This window comes from Mammaliicoccus sp. I-M35 (genome assembly GCF_022386455.1).
GTDB classification, from domain to species: domain Bacteria; phylum Bacillota; class Bacilli; order Staphylococcales; family Staphylococcaceae; genus Mammaliicoccus; species Mammaliicoccus sciuri_A.
In genome coordinates, this window is the sequence record NZ_JAJNIL010000011.1 from 1 (window position 1) to 19,835 (window position 19,835).

Annotated in this window: 13 protein-coding genes and 1 riboswitch; of the genes, 3 read left to right on the forward strand and 10 right to left on the reverse strand. The window is 33.9% G+C overall.

Going from position 1 to position 19,835, the window contains the following annotated elements; all coding sequences use genetic code 11:
* The 5 genes from LQ679_RS11990 to metK all read right to left on the reverse strand — a co-directional run.
* On the reverse strand, positions 1-5,996 hold a 5,996-nt coding region (locus LQ679_RS11990), incomplete at its 3' end, for a putative Ig domain-containing protein (RefSeq protein WP_239763100.1).
* A 235-nt stretch (positions 5,997-6,231) separates the two neighbouring features.
* Entirely contained in the window at positions 6,232-7,074 is an 843-nt protein-coding gene (locus tag LQ679_RS11995) for an aldo/keto reductase (RefSeq protein WP_204189157.1), read from the reverse strand.
* Between the two features lie 28 nt (positions 7,075-7,102).
* Positions 7,103-8,485, reverse strand: a complete 1,383-nt coding sequence (locus tag LQ679_RS12000; RefSeq protein WP_204189161.1) for an NAD-dependent succinate-semialdehyde dehydrogenase — start codon at positions 8,483-8,485, stop codon at positions 7,103-7,105.
* A 59-nt stretch (positions 8,486-8,544) separates the two neighbouring features.
* Complete coding sequence (locus LQ679_RS12005; RefSeq protein WP_239763102.1) at positions 8,545-9,456, reverse strand: nuclease-related domain-containing protein; 912 nt, start codon at positions 9,454-9,456, stop codon at positions 8,545-8,547.
* Between the two features lie 879 nt (positions 9,457-10,335).
* Positions 10,336-11,529, reverse strand: a complete 1,194-nt coding sequence (gene metK / locus LQ679_RS12010) for a methionine adenosyltransferase (protein ID WP_025905541.1) — start codon at positions 11,527-11,529, stop codon at positions 10,336-10,338.
* A 103-nt stretch (positions 11,530-11,632) separates the two neighbouring features.
* Positions 11,633-11,744: riboswitch (SAM riboswitch) on the reverse strand.
* Between the two features lie 182 nt (positions 11,745-11,926).
* On the opposite strand from metK, the gene pckA reads away from it, so the two are divergent.
* Positions 11,927-13,528 carry a phosphoenolpyruvate carboxykinase (ATP) gene (pckA, locus tag LQ679_RS12015; RefSeq protein WP_239763104.1) on the forward strand — a complete coding sequence of 534 codons (1,602 nt, stop codon included), beginning with the start codon at positions 11,927-11,929 and terminating at the stop codon, positions 13,526-13,528.
* Positions 13,529-13,549: 21 nt separating this feature from the next.
* Here the strand turns inward: pckA and LQ679_RS12020 are convergent, their stop codons facing one another.
* Together LQ679_RS12020 and ytkD are read right to left on the reverse strand one after the other, a co-directional pair.
* Positions 13,550-14,326 carry an alpha/beta hydrolase family protein gene (locus LQ679_RS12020; RefSeq protein ID WP_204258613.1) on the reverse strand — a complete coding sequence of 259 codons (777 nt, stop codon included), beginning with the start codon at positions 14,324-14,326 and terminating at the stop codon, positions 13,550-13,552.
* On the reverse strand, positions 14,310-14,774 hold the full coding sequence (gene ytkD / locus LQ679_RS12025) for an RNA deprotection pyrophosphohydrolase (protein WP_037589701.1): 465 nt from the start codon (positions 14,772-14,774) through the stop codon (positions 14,310-14,312). The genes LQ679_RS12020 and ytkD overlap by 17 nt, the downstream gene beginning before the upstream one ends.
* 66 nt (positions 14,775-14,840) lie before the next feature.
* On the opposite strand from ytkD, the gene LQ679_RS12030 reads away from it, so the two are divergent.
* On the forward strand, positions 14,841-15,626 hold the full coding sequence (locus LQ679_RS12030; RefSeq protein ID WP_239763106.1) for a hypothetical protein: 786 nt from the start codon (positions 14,841-14,843) through the stop codon (positions 15,624-15,626).
* Positions 15,627-15,636: 10 nt separating this feature from the next.
* Positions 15,637-15,861: a membrane protein insertion efficiency factor YidD gene (yidD, locus tag LQ679_RS12035; protein ID WP_025905546.1), complete on the forward strand. Its 225-nt coding sequence runs from the start codon at positions 15,637-15,639 to the stop codon at positions 15,859-15,861.
* 178 nt (positions 15,862-16,039) lie between these two features.
* Here yidD and menC read toward each other — a convergent pair whose 3' ends face one another.
* The 3 genes from menC to LQ679_RS12050 form a co-directional block, all read right to left on the reverse strand.
* The gene (gene menC, locus LQ679_RS12040; RefSeq protein ID WP_239763108.1) at positions 16,040-17,038 is read right to left on the reverse strand and encodes an o-succinylbenzoate synthase; all 999 of its coding nucleotides are present in this window, start codon (positions 17,036-17,038) and stop codon (positions 16,040-16,042) included.
* Positions 17,025-18,434, reverse strand: coding sequence for an o-succinylbenzoate--CoA ligase (gene menE / locus LQ679_RS12045; protein WP_239763110.1), 1,410 nt, complete (start codon positions 18,432-18,434; stop codon positions 17,025-17,027). The genes menC and menE overlap by 14 nt, the downstream gene beginning before the upstream one ends.
* A 116-nt stretch (positions 18,435-18,550) precedes the next feature.
* On the reverse strand, positions 18,551-19,717 hold the full coding sequence (locus LQ679_RS12050) for an MFS transporter (protein ID WP_191836731.1): 1,167 nt from the start codon (positions 19,715-19,717) through the stop codon (positions 18,551-18,553).
* Between the last annotated feature and the right edge of the window lie 118 nt (positions 19,718-19,835).

The window sequence follows — 19,835 nt, forward strand, 5'->3', positions numbered from 1 at the left end:
TTTCCACTATTATCTTTACCGTTAAGTGTTACATCTTTGATTGGCGTATTTACTTCTGTTGTTTGATCTTCAATTGGATCTACCGTTGGTGGCAATGTATCTTCAACTGTTATTGTGAATGTTGTTTCTGTTTTGTTGCCTGATTCGTCTGTTGTAACTACTGTTACATCATAGCTACCTACTGTTGTTGGTGTACCTGAAATGGTATTTGTCTCAGGATCATATGTCACACCTTCTGGTAGTCCTGATACTTCATGTGTCACTGGTTTTCCACTGTTATCTTTACCATTTAACTCGATACTAGTAATTGGTGTGTTTACTTCTGTTGTTTGGTCTTCTACTGGGTCAACATCAGGTGATGTTGTATCTTCAACGGTAATTGTGAATGTTGTTTCTGTTTTGTTTCCTGATTCATCTGTTGTCACAACTGTTACGTCGTAACTACCTACAGTTGTTGGTGTACCTGAGATTGTATTCGTTTCTGAATCATATGTTACACCTTCAGGTAATCCTGACACTTCATGTGTCACTGGTTGGTCACTGTTATCTTTACCATTCAATGTTACATCTTTGAATGGCGTATTTACTTCTGTTGTTTGATCTTCTACAGGGTCAACAACAGGTGCTGTTGTGTCTTCTACTGTAATCGTGAATGTCGTTTCTGTTGTATTACCAGATTCATCTGTTGTAACTACTGTTACGTCGTAACTGCCTACAGTTGTTGGTGTACCTGAGATTGTATTCGTTTCTGAATCATATGTTACACCTTCAGGTAATCCTGACACTTCATGCGTGACTGGTTTTCCACTGTTATCTTTGCCATTCAATTCAATATTTGTAATTGGTGTATTCACTTCTGTTGTTTGGTCATCCACCGGATCAACCTCAGGTGCTGTTGTGTCTTCTACTGTAATCGTGAATGTCGTTTCTGTTTTGTTTCCTGATTCATCTGTTGTCACAACTGTTACGTCGTAACTGCCTACCGTTGTTGGTGTGCCAGAGATTGTGTTTGTCTCAGAATCATATGTCACGCCTTCTGGTAGACCTGATACTTCATGCGTGACTGGTTGGTCACTGTTATCTTTACCATTCAACGTTACATCTTTGATTGGCGTATTTACTTCTGTTGTTTGATCTTCTACAGGGTCAACAACTGGTGCTGTTGTGTCTTCAACTGTTATTGTGAATGTCGTTTCTGTTGTATTACCAGATTCGTCTGTGGTAACTACTGTTACATCATAGCTACCTACTGTTGTTGGTGTACCTGAAATTGTATTTGTCTCAGGATCATATGTCACACCTTCTGGTAGTCCTGATACTTCATGTGTCACTGGTTTTCCACTATTATCTTGACCGTTTAACTCGATACTAGTAATTGGTGTGTTCACTTCTGTTGTTTGATCTTCAATTGGATCTACCGTTGGTGGTAATGTATCTTCAACTGTTATCGTAAATGTTGTTTCTGTCGTATTACCAGACTCATCTGTTGAAATTACTGTTACGTCGTAACTACCAACTGTTGTTGGTGTGCCTGAGATTGTATTTGTTTCTGAATCATATGTCACACCTTCTGGTAGTCCTGATACTTCATGTTTCACTGGTATTCCACTATTATCTTGACCATTCAATGTTACATCTTTGATTGGTGTATTTACTTCTGTTGTCTGGTCATCTACTGGATCTACCGTTGGTGCTGTTGTATCTTCCACTGTAATCGTGAATGTAGTTTCTGTTGTATTACCTGATTCATCTGTTGAAATTACTGTTACCTCGTAACTGCCTACAGTTGTTGGTGTGCCTGAGATTGTATTTGTTTCAGAATCATATGTCACGCCTTCTGGTAATCCTGATACTTCATATGTCACTGGTTTTCCACTGTTATCTTTACCGTTAAGTGTTATATCCTCTATTGGTGTATTCACTTCTGTTGTTTGGTCATCCACCGGATCAACATCAGGTGCTGTCGTATCTTCTACTGTAATCGTAAATGTCGTTTCTGTCTTGTTGCCTGATTCATCTGTTGAAACAACTGTTATGTCATAACTTCCTACGATCGTTGGTGTACCTGTTATTGTATTTGTTTCTGGATCATATGTCACACCTTCGGGTAGTCCATTTACTTCATGTGTCACTGGTTTTCCACTGTTATCTTGACCATTTAACTCGATACTAGTAATTGGTGTGTTCACTTCTGTTGTTTGGTCTTCTACTGGATCTACCGTTGGTGCTGTTGTATCTTCCACTGTAATCGTGAATGTAGTTTCTGTTGTATTACCTGATTCATCTGTTGAAATTACTGTTACCTCGTAACTGCCTACAGTTGTTGGTGTGCCTGAGATAGTATTTGTTTCTGGATCATACGTTACACCTTCGGGTAATCCTGATACCTCGTGCGTGACTGGTTTTCCACTATTATCTTTACTGTTTAATGTTACATTTTTGATTGGTGTATTTACTTCTGTTGTTTGGTCATCCACCGGATCAACATCAGGCGCTGTTGTATCTTCTACAGTTATCGTAAATGTTGACTTTGTTTCATTACCCGCTTCATCTCTTGTTACAACAGTAATATTATAATCACCAGTTTTGGTTGGTGTGCCTGAAATTGTTTTTGAAACTTCATCATACACGACGCCATCTGGTAGGCCGCTTACAATATGAGATACTGGTTGACCACTGTTATCTTCTCCACTTAATGTAATATCAGTTATCGGTGTGTTTACTTCTGTTGTTTGATCTTCTACAGGATCTACTGTTGGTGGAATAGTATCCTCTACTGTAATCGTGAAAGTCGTTTCTGTCGTATTACCTGACTCATCTGTTGAAACTACTGTTATATCATAATTACCTACAGTTGTTGGTTTACCTGAAATGCTATTCGTTTCTGGATCATATGTCACACCTTCAGGTAGTCCTGATACTTCATGTGTGACTGGTTGGCCACTATTATCTTTACCATTAAGTGTAATGTCCTCGATTGGTGTATTTACTTCCGTTGTTTGATCTTCTACAGGATCCACTGTTGGTGGTAATGTGTCTTCCACTGTAATTGTGAATATTGTTTCTGCAGAATTCCCCGCATCATCTCTTGTTACAATTGTAATTTCATAATTTCCTGGAGTTGTAGGGGTACCTGATATTGTTTGTGTTGCTTCATTATAAGTTACACCATCTGGTAGTCCCGTCACATCATGTCTCACTGGATCTCCACTATTATCTTTACCAGTTAATTTAATATCCGTTATTGGTGTATTTACTTCTGTTGTTTGGTTATCTACTGGATCTATTGTAGGTGCTGTCGTATCTTCTACTGTGATTGTAAATGTTGTTTCTGTTTCGTTGCCTGCTTCATCACTCGTTATAACAGTCACATTATAGTTTCCAGCTTTTGTTGGTGTACCTGAAATTGTATTTGTTTCTTCATTATAAGTCACACCGTCTGGTAAACCAGTTACATTATGAGTCACTGGATCTCCACTGTTGTCTTTGCCATTTAAAGTAACATCAGTAATTGGTGTGTTCACTTCAGTTGTTTGATTTTCAATTGGATCCACAGTTGGTGCTATTGTATCTTCTACTGTAATTGTAAATGTCGTTTCTGTTTCGTTATATACTTTATCTGACGAAATAACAGTTACTTCATATGTTCCTGCTTTTGTAGGTGTACCTGAGATTGTATTCGTTTCTGAATTATATGTAACACCATCTGGTAAACCGAATACGTCATTTCGAACTTTTTCACCACTATTATCATTCGCATTGATAACAATTGGATCTATTGCCGAATTTACTTCTGTTGTTTGATTATCAACTTTATCAACAACGGGTGGTGTCGTATCATCAACAATTACACCTGATGAGTTATTACTTGATGGTTTACTTTTTCCTATTTTAGATTGGCTACTTCCAGAAGCAATATTGCTTGCACTTAATTGTATTGTACTTTCAATAAAAGTTTCAGGAACAAATGGTTTACTTGTTTCAGAATTCACTACGATTATATATGTGCTATTCGTATTTCCTAGATCTATACTTATAGTGCCGTCACTATTAAAGATTATATTATGTGATGATGATACATCAACATAAGTGACATTCTTATCACTTCCACTTTGATTCAATGTATTCCTATCAGTAACTTTCAAAATTTGAACTTTAGTAATATCTTTATTAAATTGGCTAATGACATCTGGATTTTTTTCACTGCCCATAAATGGAGTTATTTTAACCTTGGCATTATTTAAAGTCCTAGCTTTTCCGTTTACTGTATATGTTGTGTTATATGGATTATGATCATCTACTTTTTCTTGAACACTAGAATCTTGATATAAATCTAAATTTCGTGCATCAGTTGAATATTCTATTTTTCTTATAGCATTATATTCTGAATCACCAATTTTTAAATTCAAGTTATAGTTATCTGTTTTGGTTGCTTCTTTAAAATTGATTAACCCTAAGAAATCAACGTGTGCACTAGTGTTTTTATATTTTTCTATATTATCAGTAAACTTGAATGTAAATGAATTATCGGCACGATTATAAGTACCTTTTGCATAAATACTATTTGCATCATTTCCTAATAGTATGCCATTATCTCTATCTGCAGATGTAGGATTTATTTCTTTAGGTATATGTACAGTAAAATAATCATTTCTTTTTACGTCATTCGGAATAGATATATCAAAACCTATTTCAAAAGCAGCACCTTTTTTCCATGTACCCTCTTCAAACTTAACATTACTAGATTTAATCTTGCTGTTTACATCATCTCCACCTAATGGACTACCATCGGCTTTGGTTGCTTCTTTTTCCACTTTTGATGAAGATGCACTTAAAGCTTTTAAATTTTTATCAGTCTTACTTTTATTTTTTGATTTTTGGTCTATATCTTCTTTTTCTTTGTCTGTTAATGGCTTAGTCGTTTTTAAGTCTGTAGCATCAACATTTGGGTCTATATTATTATCATCTTCAGAGTCACCTGTAGATAAATCATTGTTAGCAGTATCTGGTTGTTCACTATTATTATCTAATGGTTCTTCTTTTGTTGGTTCCTCTAAAGTCTCTTCTTCATTTGATTTTGGTTCTTCTGTTGTATCTTTGTTATCTTCTTTAGAATCTTCATTTGTTGAATTTTCATCTGATTTTGTTTTATCTTTTGTTGAATTCTTGTCATCAGTTTTAGATAGATCTGTTTTTGAGTCTTTATCATTTGTTGGTTCTTCCGATGAATCTTCTTCAGTTGATTTTGGTTCCTCTATTGTATCTTTGTTATCTTCTTTAGAATCTTCATTTGTTGAATTTTCTTTTGATTTATGTTCATCTGATGTCGGCTCTTCAGTCGTGTTTTCTTCAGTTGATTTCGAATCTTTATTCGTTTGTGGTTCTTCTGTTGATGGTTCTTCCCCTTCTTCTACATTAATGGTAAAAGTAGTCTCTTTTTGAACGGCTGAATCATTTTTCGAAATTACTGTTATGGTATAGTTGCCTACAGTAGTAGGATTTCCTGTTATTGTATCTGTGCTTGAATCATATGTAAGTCCATCTGGTAATCCTTGTACTTGATTCGTATTGTTCTCAGAACCTTCTACATTTATCTTTATAGGATTAATAGCTTCATTTGATTTCACAGTTTGATTGTTTATTGGATCAATTGTAAAGTCGCTTTGTTCCTCTTTATCTTCTTTAGCATTTTCTTCTGAAGTATTTGATTCTGCTGTATCATTTTCTGTTGTTGGATTTTCAGTTGATGTTTTCTGAGTTAAGTCTTGCGCTGATTCTTCTTTAGTATTTGTTTCGTTAGTTTCATTTGATGTTTCTATATTCTTATTTGACTCTGCATTTGTAGTCGATTCTGTACTCTTACTTTCCTCTTTTAATACATTTGATTCTTCTGCATTAACGATATTTGGTGTGCTCAAATAAAGCATTGCACCGATGATTACTGACCCAGTTCCAACAGAAAATTTACGAATAGAATACCTGTTATTTTTAAACATTAAATACTTCCTCTCATATTTTGGATATAATAATAATTATTATAATAGTAACAAAAAATATAAGATATTAATATACTTATTTTGTAAATTCGAAATTATTACATACTTAACATTCAAAAAATTGGCATTTTCTAAAATGAAAATATTTATTTATCAAACTTTTTATTAAGCAAAATATTTATTCTTAAAATCAAAAAAGCCAACGAACCTCTATGATTCGTTGGCTATTTATGAATTATTGACCAGTAAAGACTTCTGGGTCTGGTCCGATTCTTTCATCTTTATTTAAAGCATTTAATCTTGAAAGTTGATCTTCTGATAACTCAAAATCAAATACGTTTAAGTTTTCTTCAATTCTTGATGGTGTTACTGATTTAGGAATAACAACAATATTTTCATCAATATTCCATCTTATAATAACTTGAGCTGGTGTTTTACCTAATTCATTTGCAATTTCTTTTACAACTTCGTCTTCTAATATTTGTCCATTCATTAAAGGAGACCATGATTGTGCAACAATTTTTTGTGCTTCTAAATACGTTCTTAATTCTTTTTGAGTTAAGTATGGATGACATTCTATTTGATTAATAACTGGTTTAATAGAAGCTTCTTGTAATAATGATTCTAAGTGATGTACGTGGAAGTTACTTACACCTATGTTTTTAATTTTGCCTTCATTGTATAAGTCTTCCATAGCTTTCCATGTTTCTGTGATAAGTTCTTTATCTTGGCCAGGCCAATGAATTAAATATAGATCTACATAATCTAAACCTAATCTTTCTAAAGATGCTTCATATGCTGATTGAACGTTCTCTCTACCATAATCAGTCATCCAAAGTTTAGTTGTAATAAATAGATCTTCTCTGTTTAATCCTGTTGCTTCTAATCCTTCTTTGATACCTTGTCCAACTTTTTCTTCGTTGTGATAAGTTTGAGCTGTATCTATATGTCTATAACCACTTATAATAGCGTGTTTAACCGCTTCTCTACATTCATCATTATTTTCTACTCTGAATGTTCCTAATCCTAAAGCTGGTATAGAATTGCCATTGTAAAACTCAATTATTTTCTGTGTCATTTTACTGCCTCCTAATTTTAGACGATACTTAAATTAAAATTGAAACAACTTTAGTTTCTAAATATGGTTCAATGCCTTCTGAACCACCTTCTCTACCAAATCCACTTTCCTTCATTCCACCGAATGGAATATGAGCTGCACTTGGTCCGCCATCATTCCAACCAATTACTCCATAATCTAAGTTCTCATACAACTTTATACCATTACTATAGTTTTCAGTAAAGAAATATGCTGCCAAACCAAATGGTGTATCGTTTGCTTTTACAATAACTTCATCTAAATCTTTATAAGTTTGAATTGGTGCTACTGGTCCAAATGTTTCTTCAACCATGATTTTCATATCGTCTGAAACGTCAGATAGAACAGTTGGTGTGATAAAATAGCCACCATCTTTATAGCTATCTCCTCCAGTAATCACGCGAGCGCCTTTACTTGTAGCATCTTCAATATGAGATTTAATTTTTTCAAAACCATCTGCATTAATAACAGGACCTATATCTGTTGATTCATCCTGACCATCGCCTACTTTTAATTTACTGACTTCTGCTCTAAGTGCATCTTCAAATGCGTCTTTAATAGATTCATGTACGTAAATTCTATTTGCACATACACATGTTTGACCTGCATTTCTAAATTTAGAAGCAATTGTTCCTTGAACTGCTTTATCTAAATCTGCATCTTCGTGAACAATTAATGGTGCATGACCACCTAATTCAAGTGTTACTTTCTTCAATGTTGAACTTGATTGTTCCATTAACTGCTTACCTACAGGTGTTGAACCTGTATAAGTTATTTTTGAAATTAAAGGATGCTTTGTGAAAATTGCACCTACGTCTTTACCTGAACCATTTACGTATTGGATAACACTACGATCAAATCCTGCTTCATGTGCAAGATCAACTAATTTCATAGTTGTAAGTGGTGTATCTTGTGCTGGCTTACATATAAACGTACACCCTGCTGCTAATGCTGGTGCTGCTTTTCTAGTCATCATTGCTGCTGGGAAGTTCCAAGGTGTTATACTTGCTACAACGCCAACAGGTGCACGTGTAACGATAAGTCGTTTGTTATCAACATGTTCTGGAATGGTTCTTCCATAAGTACGTTTTGCTTCTTCAGCAAACCATAATATATAATCTGTCGCATATTTAACTTCGCCTAAAGCTTCTTTTAATGGTTTACCACTTTCTTTTGTCATAATTAAAGCAATTTCTTCTTTATTTTCAAGAATCAATTCATACCATTTATATAACAATGCACTACGTTCATGAGCCGGTTTCTTTTTGTATGTTTGAAAAGCATCGTGTGCCTGTTCAATCTTGTTGTTAATATCTTCTTCCGTATTGTTCTTAATCGTTTCGATTACTTCACCAGTTGCAGGATTTTTAACTTCAAAATTTTCTTTTACCATACTTATAACCACCTTTTTTAGTATAAAAATAGCGCTACATAAAATGCAGCGCTTAGTTATTACGGGTTAAACTTTTCAATTTCATCCATAATTCTCTCAAGGTCTTCCACACTGTATTGGAATCTACCATGGAAAACAAATTTATTAAAGAAGTGTTGAAGTTGTTTTTCACCAACTAACACTTTAATGTTAGGGTCTTGAGAATAATTACTGATAGTTGCTTCACTTACTTCATTTGGATGGAAGTAAATAATTGGTGTCGGTGTATATTTAAGTTCTAACTGTCTTTGTAATTCTTCAGTTGTATTATCAACTTCTTTAACTTCGTCAGTATATGAATGGAATGCTGCAGTTTTATTATTTGATTGTTTTTCAAGTAATAACGTTTGTTCTTTGTTTGGGTTTAAATCCAATGTTTCAAAGACTAGTCCTAATACTGGAAAATCACTAAACTGCTGTTCTGTAATACCGTGATAGATATGACCACTTACTAAATTAGAGTCAATTACGTATATACCTGTTCTTGTTAAGACTAAATGATCAATTTGTCGAACTTTACCTAATGGATCTTTAGGTAAGAAGATATTTGCCATAATATGCATATCTTCAGGTCTAATTCTACGTTCGTTAACAAGTTGGTCTCTCAACTCTAATAAATGTCTATCAGTTATATATTCCCCTTCATTCTTAGAAAATAACTTTAATGAGTCAATTTCTCTTTCTTTTTGTGAAATTGCTTCTTGATGAGTTTCTTCTTGTTTCGTTAGAACCTTTTTATTTTCAACTCTTTCATGATCTAACTTTTCTTTATGTTCAGATTTAAGCGTCTCATTTTCTTTTTTATGAGCTTCTTGAATCTTATTCAAAGATTTTTGTTTCTGTTTTAATGAAACAAAGAATAATATAATAAATAGTATCGCAATAACGATCGCTGCGATTAATCCATAATGAATCGGTTCTAATTGACTCATAATTGTAGATCGCTCCCTTTCATATGTATTAATTCCATTATAGTAAAAATTACAAATAAATTCAGTATATATCATGAAATATATTGATAATATAACGTAATTTCTTATACTTCATACATTTGAGTAGTTAAACCACACTTTAATAGTAAATATTTTATAAAAATTCAGTTCATTATGAACAACTTGACTTAAACTTGTTCGTAACGGGGGCGTTGTGAACACTTCTCGCCAAACTTGTTTATAACGGGGGCGTTGTGAACACTTTCGCCCAAACTTGTTCATAACGCGGGCGTTGTGAACACTTCTCGCCAAACTTGTTCATAACGGGGGCGTTGTGAACACTTCTCGCCAAACTTGTTTATAACAGGGGCGTTGTGAACACTTCTCGCCAAACTTGTTCATAACGGGGGCGTTGTGAACACTTTCGCCCAAACTTGTTCATAACGAGGGCCTTAATTACAAAACTCACCCGAAGTGTTACTAAGGATAGCCATAGTTACAAAACTAGGTCGAAGTGTTACTATGGACCGCCATAATTACAAAACTCAGCTGAAATGTTACTATGGACTACCTTAATTACAAAACTACTCAGAAGTGTAATTAACGGTACCAGTATTTGCACTTTCACCCAAAACTACTAATAACAACCTCAGTATTTGCACCTCTAACCAAAACTGCTAATAACAACCCCAGTATTTGCACCTCTCGCCTAAACTGCTAATAACGACCCCAGTATTTGCACCTCTCGCCTAATCTGCTAATAACGACCCCAGTATTTGCACCTCTCGCCTAATCTGCTAATAACGACCCAACTTCCACCAAACCTAAAATAAAAAACTCTGCATAAATCCCGCAAGATTAAATACAGAGCTTCATCATTTATTTTAATAAGTCTTTTAATAAATCTACTTTATCTAATTGTTCCCATGGTAATTGAACATCTGTTCTACCGAAGTGACCGTATGCTGCTGTCTTTTTGTAGATTGGTTGTCTTAAGTTTAACATTTGAATAATGCCTGCTGGTCTTAAATCAAATACTTCTCTTATTTTTTCTACTAATACAGTTTCTTCTACTTTACCTGTACCAAAAGTATCTATTGAAATGGATACTGGTTGTGCTACACCAATTGCATATGCTAATTGGACTTCACATTTATCTGCTAATCCACTTGCTACTATATTCTTAGCTACATATCTTGCAGCGTATGCTCCTGATCTATCTACTTTTGTAGGATCTTTACCACTGAAACATCCTCCGCCATGTCTTGCATAACCACCGTAAGTATCTACGATGATTTTTCTACCTGTTAATCCAGCATCTCCTTGTGGTCCGCCGATTACGAATCTACCTGTTGGATTAATAAAGAATTTAGTTTCTTCATCTAATAATTCTTTAGGTACGATTGGATAGATAACATGATCTTTAATATCTTGTTGAATTTTTTCTAATTCAATTTTTTCATGATGTTGTGAAGAAATAACGATTGTATCTACTCTTACTGGTTTATCATTTTCGTCATATTCAACTGTTACTTGTGTCTTACCATCTGGACGTAAATATTCTAAAGTACCGTCTTTACGTACATCTGTTAATCTCTTCGCAAGTTGATGAGCTAAATAACCTGGTAAAGGCATATATGTTTCAGTTTCATTTGTAGCAAAACCAAACATAAGACCTTGGTCACCTGCACCAATTGATTCTATTTCTCTATCTGATAAATCATCTCTATCTTCTAATGCGCAATCTACACCTTGTGCGATATCTGGTGATTGTTCATCAATAGCTGTTAAAATCGCCATCGTTTGGAAATCATAACCGTACTTCGCTCTTGTGTATCCTATATCTTTTACTGTTTGTCTAACTACTTTAGGAATATCTACATAAGTTGAAGTAGAAATTTCACCTGCAATTAAAGCCATACCAGTTGTTACTGTTGTTTCACAAGCGACTCTTGCTTTAGGATCGCCTTTTAATAATTCATCCAAAATAGCATCGGAAATTTGGTCCGCAATTTTATCTGGATGCCCTTCTGTTACTGATTCTGATGTGAAGAGTCTTCTATTCTTTGACATAAAAAATCTCCTTTAAATAAAGTTGTACGGTCTCTTCCTCAGCGCAAATAAAAAGTGCCTTCTCTCAATAAAGATATAGAGAGAAGGCACACTCGTCCATTCGCTCTTATCGTTCAGACAATATTGGTCTGCAAACGGTTTGGCACCTTTCTTTCATTAGAAAGAGGTTGCTGGGTTTCATTGGGTCCATGTCCCTCCACCACTCAGGATAAGAGAATCCGTCAGAAATGATAATACTAAAGTTTTCATAATATGTCAATGGAACGAAACACATTCAAATTTCTAAAAAAATTTTATAACAAATTTACTCATTAGTATAGACTATATATTTTAATGTGTTATACTAATTCCATGAAAATGCTTACAACATTAATATTAGACATGGGGGTCGTCATTTATGGCAATACAGTCAATTACCGAATCAATCGAACTTTCAAACCTTTTAAAGAAGGACACTACACTACAGCAACTTTCTAGAACTGAATTGTACAATCACATTCTAGAAGCAGGAGAAGGCGTATTAACAGAATCTGGCGCAATCAGAATGGAAACTGGTAAATACACAGGTCGCTCTCCTAAAGACAAATTTATCGTTAAAGAGGAAGATACTGAACAAGATATTGATTGGGGAACAATCAACCAACCTATCTCAGAAAGTAACTTTTTAAATTTATATGATCAAGTTATTGACTACTTAAACCAAAAATCACAACTTTATGTCTTTAATGGATATGCAGGTGCAGATGAATCATCACGTTTAGATTTACGTGTTATTAATGAGTTACCTTGGCATAATTTATTTGCACAGAACATGTTTATCCGCCCAGAAACTAAAGAAGAAGCACTTAATATCAGCCCTAATTTCACTGTTATTAGTGCACCAGGATTTAAAGCTGATCCAGAAAAAGACGGCACTAATTCTGAAACATTCATTATTACTTCGTTCAAACACCGTGTCATATTAATTGGTGGTACTGAATACGCTGGTGAAATGAAAAAAGGTATATTCTCAGTAATGAACTATTTATTACCTAAAAAAGGCATTATGAGTATGCACTGTTCAGCAAACGTAGGTTATAACAAAGATGTTGCTTTATTCTTTGGTCTATCAGGTACAGGTAAAACAACTTTATCTGCAGATCCTAATAGAAAATTAATCGGAGACGATGAACATGGTTGGAATGAAAATGGTGTCTTCAATATCGAAGGTGGTTGCTACGCTAAAACAGTAAGTCTTAGCCGTGAAAAAGAACCACAAATTTATGATGCTATCCGTTATGGAACAGTTTTAGAAAATGTTACTGTAAATCCTGATGGTTCAGTAGATTATGACGACACTACATTAACTGAAAATACAAGAGCTGCATACCCAATAGATTTTATCGATAATATTATTACACCATCAATAGCTGGTCACCCAAATACTATTATCTTCTTAACTGCAGATGCATTTGGCGTATTACCACCTATTTCTAAATTAGATAAATCTCAAGCTATGTACCATTTCTTAAGTGGTTTCACTTCTAAGTTAGCAGGTACAGAAAGAGGCGTAACAAGTCCTCAACCAGTATTCTCAACATGTTTCGGTTCACCTTTCTTACCATTACATGCGACTGAATACGCTGAATTACTTGGTAAACTAATCGATGAACATAATGTAGACGTTTATCTTGTAAACACTGGTTGGACTGGTGGCGAATACGGTGTAGGTTCAAGAATGGACTTGAAACATACACGTTCAATGATTCGTCGTGCAATTAGTGGAGAAATTAAGAATTCAGAATTTGTTAAAGATGAAATCTTTGGTCTTAATATTCCGAAACATGTACCAGGTGTACCTTCAGAAATATTATATCCTCGTAATACTTGGGTATCTTCTGACGCATATGACGAAAAAGCAAAATTACTTGCTAAGAACTTTAAAGAAAACTTCGGTAAATTCGGTGAGTCTTCTGAGCATATTCAAGAAGAAGGCGGATTCACATATAACCGCTTATAAAATACAAAAAGAGCTTGGGCCTTATTGGTCCAAGCTCTTTTCACATTTATACATCCATTCTTTAATTTGTAACAATGTTTGTTTTTCTATTTCTGGTCTTAAAACATGACCTTCTCCACTTAAATAGATTGTTTGATGATCTACCGCTTCTTGCTTTAAATGTTCTTCTAGATGATATGCCATATTAATATTAACTTGCTTATCTTCATCACCATGTACGATTAATATAGGCGGACTATCTTTATGAATAGATTGCAATGCATTTCTACGTGCATAAGCTTCATATTGTTTTTTAGGATGACCGACCATTCTTTTTAACATTCCTCTTAGATCAATTCGTTCTTCATACATCATCAATAAATCTGAAACGCCACCCCATATAATATAACTCGTTGCTTTCACTTTTTGGTACGTAAGCAAGCCTTGAATACCACCTCTAGAAAATCCAATCATATGAACAGGAACATTTGGGTATTGTGATTTGAGTATTTCTATCCCTTCTATAACATCATGTAAGTCATCACCACAAAATTCATCTCTACCTTCACTACCGTTACTACCTCTGTAATAAGGTGCAAAGACAAGTGTATGCTTATCTTTAAATTGCGCCATACGACCTGGCCTCACTCTACCTACTTGTCCTTTACCACCACGTAAATATACAACGATGCGATTAACACGTTCATTTGGTGTCATCAACATGCCTCTGACTTTCAATTCATCCACTTCATATATCACTTCTTCAGTTAGATGATGATTAAAGAAAACTGGCATTTTTTTCTTACTGTAGAAATCCAAGTTTATACACCCTTTCAACGCACTTTAATATTGCTGTATCTTTTAAAAGAAAACTCTTCTCTTCTTCAGGTATATCATTGATTTCTTTAGCAATAACGGGTCCATAAGTTTCGAAATACGCTTTATTGCTATCCATAGATTCGACTTCAATAAAATAGACATCTTTATTAAACGGGATTGTATCATGTACAGTATATGAAGCTATAAACGTTATATTTTTAGCGATCGCACCTGTTTCTTCATATAATTCACGCTGAACAGCCTCTTTATTCGTTTCATTTGGTTCAACTTTCCCACCAGGAAATTCAATACCTCTTATCTTATGATGCGTTAACACATATTCATTATTAAAAATCGGAATACCTAGAACATGTTTCGCATTTTGTTGATCTGTTGGACATTTATATGCTAAATCAACATCCAATCCATTTGGATCTTTGTAGCGCATGATACACGACCTCTTTCTTCAATTATGATAAACTGTATATACATATTATTAGGAAGGTAGAAGATATTGAAAAAGTTAACCTTAACGACCTTAGTATTAACAATTACTCTTATTCTAGCAAGTTGTAGTCCAGAAGGTCAAAATAAATTTGATGATAGTAGCGATGCTATCGAAGCTTTTCAAAAAAACATTAAAAAAGTAGATTCACATTCGATTAAATCTAGTAACGAGACAACAGTTGATTTTCAAGATAAAAAAACAACGCTTAAACAACTGTCACATGGCCGAACAAACCACCATGATAAACTTACATTTAATGTCGAACAAGAAAGTAATACAAAACAATTTCCAGTGCATAATAAAAGTGTTTGGATTGATTCAAACGAAATCAAATCCTCACCTAAATCTAAGTATTTAAATTATCATGCAAAGAATGCCGAAATAGATTATTATCAAAAAATTGGACAAGATTGGTTCGATTTAACGACTTTTAATCAAAGTTTACTAAAACCTATTGAAGACGATGTCACTTTAGAAAACGATACCCTTTCATATGAAGGTACAGGTAAAGTTATGGAATATCTCTATCAACTAGGGTTTAGTCAATCACCATTGGCAGATCAAGCGTCATTAAGTAATATTAACGACTTAAAAATTAAAAGTGGTAAGTTTAAGCTTACATTCCAAAAAGACAAAACATTACCAAAAACGTTAACCTTTAACATTAAAGCAACTGGAAAAATTAAAAATGAAACGATTAACATCCATATGAAACAGACAACAGATTTCTATAAATTCAATTCCACTGATGTTAAACCATACCAGAACTTAACGAAAAACAATTACAAATAGGAGCATTGCTATGAAAAAAGTATTTATTAAATTAATACGCCTTTATCAACGATATATATCCCCATTGACACCACCTACATGCAGGTTCCAACCTACATGTTCTAACTATGCAGTTGAAGCTATTTCAGAATATGGGGTTATTAAAGGGACATGGTTAGGTACGAAACGCATCTTAAAATGCCACCCATTTCATCCAGGCGGCTACGACCCTGTTCCACCTAAAAAAGATTCATAACATTTATTAAAAGGAGGCTGGGACATAATGTAATGTCTTAGCCTCTTATAGTATCTTGGCAGTAGATGACTGAATTGAAAATGCGCTTGTACCAAGCTTTTTTCAACTCTAGTCATCCTTGTCGGGGCGGGACTACGAAATCTTTTTATACAAATTAGATTTCTGTCCCGCTCCCCTTTTATTTTGTTAATTTATCTTTATCAACGATTGGTGGCACATATTTAATGAGATGACCATCAGTCTTTGCGTTATCAACAACGAAATCTTCCGTGAAGTAATAATCACTCGGCGTCACATCACTCGGATATGAACTGTACTGTGCTAAGTATGCAGTAAAGTAACTACTAAGCCCAAATTCATACATTCCACCTATGACATATTTAAGGTGATGTTCGCGACAATATTCAATAATTTTAAGTGCTTTATCTATCCCTCCAACACGTGAAGGTTTAATCACAACGCCATCAATCAGATTATGCTGATTAAATTGAATAATTTGCTCTAAATTTAGAGCACTTTCATCAATAAATACTGGTAACTCGAGCGTACTAACATGCTCTATATAGTGTTCATATTTAGAAAATGGCTGCTCAATATATATAAATTGTTCATCTTTAAATGTATTTAATAAAGACACATGCTCATGATTTAACACACCATTTGCATCAATTGCTCTTTGTATTTGCGGATAATGTTCTGTTAAAAAATCTATATCTCGATTAACTTCTTCATGCCATTTTAATTTAATTCTCGTCGGTAATTCACCATTATATTGCTTGAAATATTGTTCAATATTTTGATTAATAGTTGCACCATATGCTACTTCTATCGGCTTTAACTCATGAAATTTCTGAAAGAATATCATAGACATAACGCTACGTGCATTCGGATATTCAATGAGTTCATCTATTAATTCACAACATAATGGATAACTATTAAAATCAACAAATTCATGTTTTTCGAACCATTTTAATAGAGTTTCTTCAACTTTATTTATTGTCTCGAAATGATACCAGTCACTATTAAACGCATTACATTCACCATAATACGTAGACCCATTCATGTCTTGCCATTCTACAATTAATGCTTCTCGTTCATTTAATTCTACTAAAGGTGTTCGTATCGGTACTCTGAAAGGTGCTTTGAATCTATAGAAATGCAAACTATTTTTTCTCATTCATGACCCACGCCTTTACTTTGTATCTTGAAAGTTTACCTGTCGAAGTTCTTGGTATTTCATTTATTTTATAAAAGTATTTTGGGTGTTTATACTTTGCTAAGTTTGAATTGAGTATATTTTTAAATGTATCATCTTGGATAGTCTGTTCCGCTTCATACACTAATGCAGGTACTTGCCCCCACTTTTCATCATCAACTGGTACAACAACACAATTTTGAACGTCCGGATGATTCAATATCACATGTTCAATTTCAAATGGATAAATATTTTCTCCACCACTAATGATTAAATCTTTTCTTCTATCATAAATATATACATAACCGGCATCATCTATTGATCCAACATCACCTGTTTTAAAATAACCATCTTCAAATGTTTCTGAATTCTGACTACCTGTTAAATAACCATTCATCACATTGCCACCATATACAGCGACTTCCCCATGTCCTTCTTCATTTTGATTTAAAATTTTGAGGCGAACATTTGAAGGTACTTTCCCTACTGTACTTGGTGCTTCACGTAACATCTCTGGACTTGCTGTCACAAACTGAGAACATGTTTCAGTCATACCAAACGAATTATATATCGGTAATTGATAGTCTAACGCTTTATTAATCATCGTTTCAGATAACTTTGCGCCGCCTAATAATATTTTTTCTAATTGATATGGTTGTGTTAACGTATCTTGCATCAACCATTGTAATGTTTGAGGTACTAATGAAATATGTGTGATGTTCTCATTTTTAATTAAATGCATTACGCGATTTACATCAAATTTCGATTCTAAAATAAGTGTAAAACCTTCTATTAAACTACGTATTAACACACTTAAACCTGAAATATGGTAAATCGGTAAGACGGACAACCATCTCGTTGATTCATCATAGCCAAGACTTTCTTTACAACCCATTGCACTAAAATAATGATTTGAAAAAGTTTGTGGAACAGCTTTTGCAGGACCAGTTGTACCAGAAGTAAACATAATCGTCGCGATATCATCCATATTAAACGTAAAATCATGATCCACATGTTTACTGTCGTCTATATAAATATCCTCAATATCAATACAATTTTGCTTGATATTTAGTGGTTTAAACGTAAAGACCGTTTGAACGCCAATACTGTCCAATTGTTGTTCAATTTCGACTGGTGTTAACTTCGTATTAATCATAACCACTTCTACATTTGCTAACCAAGCTGCAATGATAAGTGATGCATGTTTAATATCATTCTTGATATATAATCCAACTCTTTTCAATTGAAGTTGTTTAATGTAATGTGCTTTATTTTTAGAATCATTAAATAGTTGTTCATAAGTTAATTCAACATCACCTTGTTGAATTGCAATTTTATGTGGTGCACGTAACACCTGCTGTTCAATCCAATGTTTCATCGTTTGGACCTCCTTATACCATTATTCATTATAACGATATTTTTGAATTTAAACATAAAAAATGCTTTATAATATCAAAAAACCTAGGCGATCAATTCACCTAGGTTTCCATCATATTAGATTGCTTCTTTTTCTCTTCTTTGCGTAACAAATCGTTCAAGTAATAAGAAGACAAGACCTATAAGTGTTAAAAATGGTGCAACTAACGCTAGATCCTTAACTTCTAATTGACTTACTACGATACCGCCGATGAACGCACCAAGCGCATTACCGATGTTAAATGCTGATTGGTTCATCGTACTAGCAAGCATTGGTGCATCTTGTGAAATGACCATACTTTTAAATTGTAATGATGGACTCATACTAAAGCCAATCAAACCAAATACAAAAATACCGACAACCATTAACAAGCTATAGTTTTGAATAAAGTACATCATAAAGATATATATTGGGAAGACGATAAATATCGTATTCAGTGCTTTATTTAAATTCCAGTCTGCTAATTTCCCACCAATAATATTACCAAATGTTACACCAACACCGAATATAATAAGGACAAATGAAATCCAGCGTTCTTCTATATGCGAAACATTGATTAATATTTGAGAAATATACGTGAAATAAGCAAATACACTACTGAATCCGAACAGTGTTACACCTAGTGTCAACCAAAGTTTAACATCTTTTAATACACTCAATTCATTTTTAATTGAAATCGGCTGTGTATCTTTTTGGTTAGGTACAAATCGAATAATACCTATTAATGTTAATAGTCCTAGAACACTAATAATAATAAATGTCATTTTCCAGCCAAATATTTGCCCTACAAATGTTCCAAAAGGTACACCAATGATGTTGCTCATTGTTAATCCCATAAACATTAATGCCATTGCACTTGCTCTTTTATGAGGCGGTACCATACTTGCTGCTAGTATAGATCCAATACCAAAGAATGAACCGTGTGCTAAAGCGGCAATAATTCTACTTAACATAAGCGAACCATAATTAGGTGCAATACCACCTATCCCGTTACCTATTATAAAAATAGCCATTAATAAGACGAGTAAATTTTTTCGAGGTAATTTATAAGTCGCTAACACTATAATCGGTCCCCCTATTGCAACACTCAATGCATAACCTGTAATTAATTGACCCGCATCAGATACGGTTACATCAAGATCTCTTGCAATATTAGGTAACAAACCCATGATTACAAATTCAGTCATACCTATCGCAAAAGCACCAAGGCTTAGTATCCAAATCGCTAAAGGATATTTTTTCATGTCTCAACGCTCCTTTAATCTTATTATTTTAATCAGATTTAACCATATTAGTACTTTTGCTATGCAATTACAAGAGTTTTTTTGAATTTTGTATATAAAAAAACCTGAGAAATTAAAT